Origin of the sequence: Kitasatospora sp. NPDC001527, assembly GCF_040298605.1 — a bacterium.
Lineage (GTDB): Bacteria > Actinomycetota > Actinomycetes > Streptomycetales > Streptomycetaceae > Kitasatospora.
Genome location: NZ_JBEPAM010000076.1, coordinates 20,825 through 27,597 on the forward strand (window position 1 = coordinate 20,825; position 6,773 = coordinate 27,597).

Genomic DNA, 6,773 nt, shown 5'->3' on the forward strand with positions numbered 1-6,773 from the left:
GCGCCCCGTCCGGCGGCCGCTCGGCCGCGCCGTCGTGACGCCCCGTGGTCGCGTGGGCATACTGTGCGGACATGACCGGGAGGTGGCCATGTCCATGGTGGATGTCGCGGAGCTGCGACGGCTGGTCGCCGAGCACGACGCCCTGGCCGGGGACCGGTCGTCCGACGCCCGGCAGCGGCTGCGGGACATCGGCTACACGATCGGTGTCTACACCGGCGAGGCGGACGCCGCCCGCGCCGTGACCCGGGCCCGGGAACTGCTCGACGCCGGCCGCAGCCGCCAGGAAGTCCGTGCCGGCGCGGACGGGCAGGGCGGGCATGACGGGCACGGCGGGCAGGGCCGGCGCTCGGCTCCGGGCGAGACGCCGGCGGAGAGCCTGCTGGCGGAACTCGGCGAGCTGGCCGCCCGTGAGCAGGGCCGGTCGCGGTCGTTCTCGACCCTCGGCGACGTGCTCCAACTGGCCCGGGTGGCGCTGCCCGCCTGCGCCGGGGCGGCGGTGAGCACCTGGCACGACGAGGGCTCGGTGCACACCCTGGCGGCGGGGTCGCCGCAGCTCCTGGCACTCGAACGGGTGCAGGGCGAGGCCGGGGCCGGTCCGCTGTCGCGGATCCGCGCCCAGGGCGAGGGACAGGTCGTGGTGCGGATCGAACCGGGCCGGCCGGGGCGGTTCACCGACCGCGCCCGCCGCTGCGGCGTGCGCACCGTGGTCGCGGCGCACCTGCGGACCCACCCGCACGGGTGCACCGCGTTCAGCGTCTACCTGCTCTCCCCGGAGGAGCCCGAGCCCCCGGCCCTGCGGCTGGTCTCGGCGCTCGCGCTCCAGTCCTCGATCGCCCTGGACCGCTCAGCGCTGGCCCGCACGGTGGCCGACCTGCTGGACCGGCGCCACACCACCGGCCTGGCCATGGGCGTGGTGATGGAGCGCTACGGGGTGGCCCCGCACACCGCGCTCATGCTGCTCGCCGGAGTGGCCCAGCGGCTGGACACCGACCTCGCCGCGGTGGCCCGCCGGCTGACCGGGCGCGAGCGGCCGGACGCCCGTACGGTGGCGGAGCCGGACTGACCCGCGCCGGCGGTTTGCCGGTCGCGCTGCGGGGCAGCCGCCAGGCGTCCGGAGTGGGCCACGCGGGGACGACACGACCCCCCGAGGTGCGGCCGGGCCCGTCGTGCGGACAATCGACAGGCGGGGGCCGAACCCTAGGAGGCGGCGATGACCGTCCCGTACCGCCGCTATGCGGTGACCGTACCGATCGCGACCGGAGGACACGCGCCACCGGCCGTGGTCGTCGTCCACCCCACCGATGTCCTGGGCCCGGGCGGAAGGCCGGTGTGGGCCAGCGCCGACGGCGACCTCCGGGTGGAGATCGCCGGCCGGATCGCCACCGTCCTGACCGCCCCCGCCGGAAGCTCCCGGCACCCCTGCCTGGACGCCGTGCCACTGCCCTAGTCACGGCTCTCCCGCGACCTGCCGGGGGCGTGCACCGAACGGCGCACGCCCCCGGCAGTGTCAGCGGGCGGCCGCCGCCATGGTCTCGCGCACCGTCACCAGGCACGGATCGCAGTAGCGGTCGGGCACGCCGGCCGGCCCGTCCAGGCCGTTCGGCACCACCCGGCGGGACAGCTCCAGCAGCTGCCCGCAGAGCGCCGTCGACGCGTCGTCCTTCGACACCACGTGCCACACCAGACCCGACGGTTCCACCGCCGGATCGGACTCGGCCCACATCTCGTACACGACTGCCTCCCGGAGCAGGGGATCGGGCTTCCCATGCAATCCCGGGCCGCGCCGGTCGGCCACCGGTGGCACCCAGTGGGACGGTTCTGCGGCAACCGGGGCGGTTACCTCGGCGCGCGCGGGGCAGGCGCGCGGTCGAGGCCGGGAAGGGCCCGGCCGCACCCAGCAGGGAGGCACCGGATGAGCATGGTCAAGCAGTCCGTCGACGTCGACGTGCCGCTGCACGCCGCGTACAACCAGTGGACGCTGTTCGAGGAGTTCCCCCGGTTCATGGAGGGGGTCGACTCCGTGACCCAGCTGGACGACCGTCACAACCACTGGCAGACCAGCATCGGCGGGGTCACCCGCGAGTTCGACACCGAGATCGTCGACCAGCTGCCGGACGAGCGGATCGCCTGGCGGACCGTCGACGGCGGGGTGGACCAGAAGGGCGTCGTCAGCTTCCAGCGCATCGACGACGCGCACACCCGGGTCAACCTGGCCATCGACTTCCGGCCCGAGGGCATGGCCGAGAAGGCCGGCTCCGCCCTGGGCATGGTCGACCGGCGGGTCAAGGGCGACCTGCGGAGGTTCAAGGACTTCATCGAGGAGCGGGGGCGTGAGGAGGGAGGCTGGCGGGGCCGCATCACTCCCGGCTGAGCCCGGGCGCGGTCCGCACGGCAGCGGCCCCGGGTCCCCCGAACGGGGGGCCCGGGGCCTCCGGCGTGGCCGTCGCGGCCTCGGCCGGTTCGGTGGACGTCGCCCTCGGCGTCCTGCTCGCCGGTGGCGCCCTCCGCCTCCTCCGGGACCAGCCCGGGCCACCCGGTGCGGTCCGACGCGGTGCCCTCGCGGTCCTCGAAGCCCGACGCCGGCCCCTCCGCGCGTCTGCCTGGCGATGCCGTCCCGGACCGGCCCGCTTGCCCGGGCGTCCGCCGGGTAGGCGCCGGGCGTGGACCACGACGAACCCCCGGCGGACGGCGGACCCGGCGCGCACGACGCGCGGGAGTACGACCTCTGCGACCACTGCGGCTCGGTCGTCCTGGGCGAGGACCTGCTCGGCGCGCTCGTCCCGGACTCCTCCGCCGTCCATGCCATCGACCCCGGCCTCGACGGCAGGCGGGTGGTCACCGCCTGCTCGGCCGAGCACCTGGCCGCGTTGGTCGACGTCTACCGCCACCGGCCGTTCGTCGACGAGGAGCAGTGGGCGGCCAAGGTCTGCCGCACGCTCGCCGACTACGACGAGCCGGTGCCGCTCAGCCTGGTCGCCGCGCTCAGCGGCCTGTCCGAGGACCAGGCGCAGCGCGGGGTGGACTGGCACAACGAGCGTGCCCGCGAATGGCGCAGCCGCTACGGCCACCCCGGCGCGGACGACTGACGGCGGGGCAGGACCCGGCCCGGCCGGTGCCCGGGTGCCGGGGCCGCGTCACGGCGCCGCGCGGTCGGCGGCGGGCGGCTCGGAGCCGCCCCCCTCCTCGACCTGCGCCGGGGCGTCCGACACCGTCGGGCGCTCCTCCTGCTCCGCGCCCTCGCGCCGTGGTCCGGAATCCCGGGCCGGAGCCCCCTCCGGCCGTCCGGCCGCCTGGTTCACGCTGACGGCCCACGAGCGTCGTCTGGCACTCACCCCTGCTCCCTTCGGTCCGCGCCGGGCGCCGTGCCCGCCGGTGGCCTGCGGCTACCCGGCGCCGGGGCCGCCCACACCCGCACCCCGCCGCGATCCGCCCGTCCGGCGCGCATACCGGGCGCCGTTCCGGGTACCCGCCCGCGCCGGGGGCCGCCGAGCCCTGCCCACCGCCTCCCGCACCGGGAGCCGGCCGACCAGGAGGAGAACGGACCATGACCCGCGACAGCAAGGCCCTGGCCATCGTCACCAACTACGGCGCGGAGCAGGACGAACTCCTCGTCCCGCTGCGCCACCTGCGCGACGACGGCGTCCAGGTCGACATCGCCGCCGTCGAACAGGACGACATCCGCACCCTGGTGGGGGACAAGGACCCCGGCGAGACGGTCCGCCCCACCCACACCCTCGGCGAGGTGGACGCCGCCGACTACGACCTGCTGCTGATCCCCGGCGGCACGATCAACGCCGACACCCTCCGGCTCCAGGACGAGGCCGTCGAGCTGGTGCGCGCCTTCAGCGGCACCGGCCGCCCGATCGCCGCCATCTGCCACGGCCCCTGGCTGCTCGCCGAGGCGGGCGTCGCCGACGGCAAGCGGCTGACCTCCTACCCGTCGCTGCGCACCGATCTCACCAACGCGGGCGCCGCCTGGACGGACGAGCCGCTGGTGGAGGACGACAGCGGCGGCTGGCCCCTGGTCACCTCCCGCAACCCGGGCGACCTCGAAGCGTTCATCCGGGGCATCGACGCCGCGCTGCGCCGCGCCGTCCCGGCGGGCGGCCGGGCCGGGTAGCGCCGCCGGGGAGGGGCCTCCCGTCGCGTGGGCGCGGGCGATGCGGTGCACGGTGAGTTCGCCGTCACGGGCCTCGATGACGGGCCGTGCGCAGCTGCTCACCCCCCGATCGCCTGGGGCCGCACCGCGCCCGAAGCGGCGCGGTGCGGCCCCACGTGTACCGCCGCGCGATCGCCGGGGCGGAAGCACCCGTTCGCCGCAGGCGGACGGGATCGTGTGATCGTCCGTCCGGCCTGCGGCGAAGGGCGGGGTGCCGGATCAGTCCGGCGGTTCCTGCGGCGCGGCCTCGCCCGGCGGCCGGTCGGGGGCGGGTTCCCCTTCCTCCTGCTCCGCCGGCTCGGTCCGCGCGTACTCCGGACCGTCGGCCGATCCCTTGCGCTCCTCGTGCTCCGGCGGCGGACCGCCCTCGCCGGTCATCCGGGACTCGGGCGTCTCGGTCCGTACGGGCGGGTCCCGGGGTTCACGGGTGCGGTGCTCCGGGTCGGTCATGGCCAGCCACCTCCGTCGGTCTGCGCTGCGTCGTCGCGGTGCCGTGACCGGCGTCAGTCCTTGGCCGCGTCCTTGAGCTTCTCCGCGGCCTGCTTGACGTCGCTCTTCATCTGGGTGCCACGGCCCTTGGCCTCCATCGTCCGGTCACCGGTGGCCCGGCCGGCAGCCTCCTTGGCCTTGCCGCGGGCCTTCTCGGCCATGTTCCGCACCTTGTCGTCGGTCGCCATGGTGTTCGCCTCCGTTCGACACGGGCGGGCCGGTGCCCGCCCGTGTCGCGTGTGCCCCGGACCGGCCGCTTCATGCGTCGCCCGGTGCGACGGCGCCGCTCAGCAGGCCGGCGGGCGCCCGCCCCGGCCGTCGTGCCGGTGCAGGTGCAGGTGGATCACCGGAAGCAGCAGCCAGCACGCGGCGTACCAGGCCATCACCGCGCCCGCGATCCAGGCGGCCGCCGCGCTGCCGGTGGCCACCCGCAGCAGCAGGAGCAGCGCCGAGCCGATGGTGAGCGCCAGCAGCACCAGCCCGATCGCGACCAGCCGCCCGGCGGCGACGACCAGCTGCGGCTTGAGCCGGCGGCCGGCGAAGAGCCGGTGGTAGGAGACCGGTGCGGCGAGCGAGCCGGTGGCCAGCGCCCCGAGGACCACGGTGACGACGTACAGGCCCCGGTCGAAGTCGCCCAGCTGGGCGAAGCGCGGCATGAAGACCACGCTCAGCAGGAAGCCGAACAGCACCTGCGAGCCGGTCTGCGCGACCCGGACCTCCTGGAGCAGATCGCCCCAGCGGCGGTCCGCCCGTTCCTCCGGGGTCTCGTCCCGTCCGCTCCGGGCCGGGGAGGTGTCGTCGCGGCCCGTCGTCCCCGCTGCCATCCGGCCCACCTCCGTCCCGTCCGCAGCCCCCTTTCCGCCGTCCCGGACCGGATCGTCCCGCCGGCGGGGCCCGCAGGTACGTGTAGCCGGGCCGGGGCAGGGCAAACGCGGGCTGTGGACGAGACGACGACCCGGACACCGCCGTGCCCCGTCGCGGCGCAGGCGGTCTCCACCGTCCGCGCGACGCACGGCGCCGCGCGGCATCATGGTCTGGACGGTACGAGGCCGTTCCGACCGGACCGGGAGCCAGCCATGCAGCACTCCGCCGGGGGCACGGGGGACGCGGGGGACGGTGCGGCGGGCCGGGAGGACGAGCCGCCCGACGCCTACCGGCCGGGCGAGCTGCGGGTCGCGGTACGCCGCGCCGGACCGGTGCGGATCGTCGCCGTCGGGGGAGAACTGGACCACGACTCGGCCGACGGGCTGCGCGCCGCCCTGGCCGGACCGGGGGAGGAGGGGCTCGCGCGGATCCTGGTCGACCTCGCCGATCTGCGCTTCTGCGACTCCACCGGCCTGAACGTCCTGCTGCGGGCCCGGCAGGAGGCCGAGCCGACCGGCGTCCGGCTGGAGGTCGCCGGGCCGCGCCCCGCCGTCGCGCGCCTGCTCGCCGTCACCGGCGCGGACACCGTGCTGCGGATCCATCCCAGCGTCGCCGTCGCCCTGGCGGCGGACCGGCCGCCACCGGACGGGCCGGGGCCGGACGGGGGCCCGGCCGTCACCGGCGAAGCCTGAGGTGCGGTGATGGCCGGCCCCGGCGCCGCCCCGGCGCCCGAGCCCGACCGGGACCGGACCCGGCGGCTCGCGCTGAGCGGAGCACAGGGCGCGGTGCAGCGGTCGCGCGACTTCAGCCGCCAGGCGCTGCTGGACTGGCACTGGCTGGCCGTGGACGGCGGACACTGGCCCGACGACGAGCAGGTGGCCGTCTTCGAGGACGTCCTGCTGATGGTCTCCGAACTCGTCACCAACGCCTGCCTGCACGCCCCCGGCGGCCCGCGGGAGCTGCGGCTGAGCTGGGACACCCGGAGGCTGCGGGTCGAGGTCAGCGACGCCAGCCCGCAGCCGCCGCGGCTGCGCCCGTTCGCCGACCCCGGGCGGCCCGGCGGGCACGGGCTGCGCGTGGTGGACCGGCTCGCCCGCGCCTGGGGCTCGCGGCCCGAGGGAGCGGGCAAGTCGGTCTGGCTGGAGGTGCCCTCGCCGCTGAACCACCGCGGACCGCTGGGCCGGCGCGGACCGGCCGGCGCCCGGGGCACGTGAGTCGTGGGGCCCGGCGAGTCCGGGCCGATGCAGTACCCGGCGGGCGT

At 76.7% G+C, this 6,773-nt stretch carries 12 protein-coding genes; 7 read left to right on the forward strand and 5 right to left on the reverse strand.

Annotated features, from left to right (window positions below):
- Positions 1–88 precede the first annotated feature (88 nt).
- Both ABT238_RS36595 and ABT238_RS36600 read left to right on the forward strand, forming a co-directional pair.
- On the forward strand, positions 89–1,063 hold the full coding sequence (locus ABT238_RS36595; protein ID WP_350565651.1) for a DUF5133 domain-containing protein: 975 nt from the start codon (positions 89–91) through the stop codon (positions 1,061–1,063).
- A 147-nt stretch (positions 1,064–1,210) separates the two neighbouring features.
- Positions 1,211–1,447: a DUF6296 family protein gene (locus ABT238_RS36600; protein ID WP_350805878.1), complete on the forward strand. Its 237-nt coding sequence runs from the start codon at positions 1,211–1,213 to the stop codon at positions 1,445–1,447.
- 60 nt (positions 1,448–1,507) lie between these two features.
- Here ABT238_RS36600 and ABT238_RS36605 read toward each other — a convergent pair whose 3' ends face one another.
- A complete protein-coding gene (locus ABT238_RS36605) occupies positions 1,508–1,732 on the reverse strand; it encodes a hypothetical protein (RefSeq protein WP_350565655.1) in 225 nt (74 codons plus the stop codon).
- A gap of 180 nt (positions 1,733–1,912) precedes the next feature.
- Here ABT238_RS36605 and ABT238_RS36610 point away from each other — a divergent pair, with 180 nt between their 5' ends.
- Together ABT238_RS36610 and ABT238_RS36615 are read left to right on the forward strand one after the other, a co-directional pair.
- Positions 1,913–2,371 (forward strand): SRPBCC family protein, encoded by a 459-nt coding sequence (locus tag ABT238_RS36610; protein ID WP_350565656.1) that lies wholly within the window; start codon positions 1,913–1,915, stop codon positions 2,369–2,371.
- Between the two features lie 289 nt (positions 2,372–2,660).
- Entirely contained in the window at positions 2,661–3,086 is a 426-nt protein-coding gene (locus tag ABT238_RS36615) for a hypothetical protein (RefSeq protein WP_350805885.1), read from the forward strand.
- 48 nt (positions 3,087–3,134) lie between these two features.
- Here ABT238_RS36615 and ABT238_RS36620 read toward each other — a convergent pair whose 3' ends face one another.
- Entirely contained in the window at positions 3,135–3,332 is a 198-nt protein-coding gene (locus ABT238_RS36620; RefSeq protein WP_350805890.1) for a hypothetical protein, read from the reverse strand.
- 212 nt (positions 3,333–3,544) lie between these two features.
- Between ABT238_RS36620 and ABT238_RS36625 the strand changes: the two genes are divergently transcribed.
- Complete coding sequence (locus tag ABT238_RS36625; protein ID WP_350805895.1) at positions 3,545–4,120, forward strand: type 1 glutamine amidotransferase domain-containing protein; 576 nt, start codon at positions 3,545–3,547, stop codon at positions 4,118–4,120.
- A gap of 258 nt (positions 4,121–4,378) precedes the next feature.
- On the opposite strand, the gene ABT238_RS36630 is transcribed toward ABT238_RS36625, so the two are convergent.
- From ABT238_RS36630 to ABT238_RS36640, 3 genes are all read right to left on the reverse strand, one after another.
- Entirely contained in the window at positions 4,379–4,609 is a 231-nt protein-coding gene (locus tag ABT238_RS36630) for a hypothetical protein (RefSeq protein ID WP_350565663.1), read from the reverse strand.
- A 53-nt stretch (positions 4,610–4,662) separates the two neighbouring features.
- Complete coding sequence (locus ABT238_RS36635) at positions 4,663–4,836, reverse strand: CsbD family protein (protein ID WP_350565664.1); 174 nt, start codon at positions 4,834–4,836, stop codon at positions 4,663–4,665.
- Positions 4,837–4,935: 99 nt separating this feature from the next.
- Complete coding sequence (locus tag ABT238_RS36640) at positions 4,936–5,472, reverse strand: DUF6328 family protein (protein WP_350565666.1); 537 nt, start codon at positions 5,470–5,472, stop codon at positions 4,936–4,938.
- A 252-nt stretch (positions 5,473–5,724) separates the two neighbouring features.
- Between ABT238_RS36640 and ABT238_RS36645 the strand changes: the two genes are divergently transcribed.
- Positions 5,725–6,204 (forward strand): STAS domain-containing protein, encoded by a 480-nt coding sequence (locus tag ABT238_RS36645; RefSeq protein ID WP_350565668.1) that lies wholly within the window; start codon positions 5,725–5,727, stop codon positions 6,202–6,204.
- Between the two features lie 9 nt (positions 6,205–6,213).
- Complete coding sequence (locus tag ABT238_RS36650; protein WP_350805905.1) at positions 6,214–6,726, forward strand: ATP-binding protein; 513 nt, start codon at positions 6,214–6,216, stop codon at positions 6,724–6,726.
- Positions 6,727–6,773: the final 47 nt, after the last annotated feature.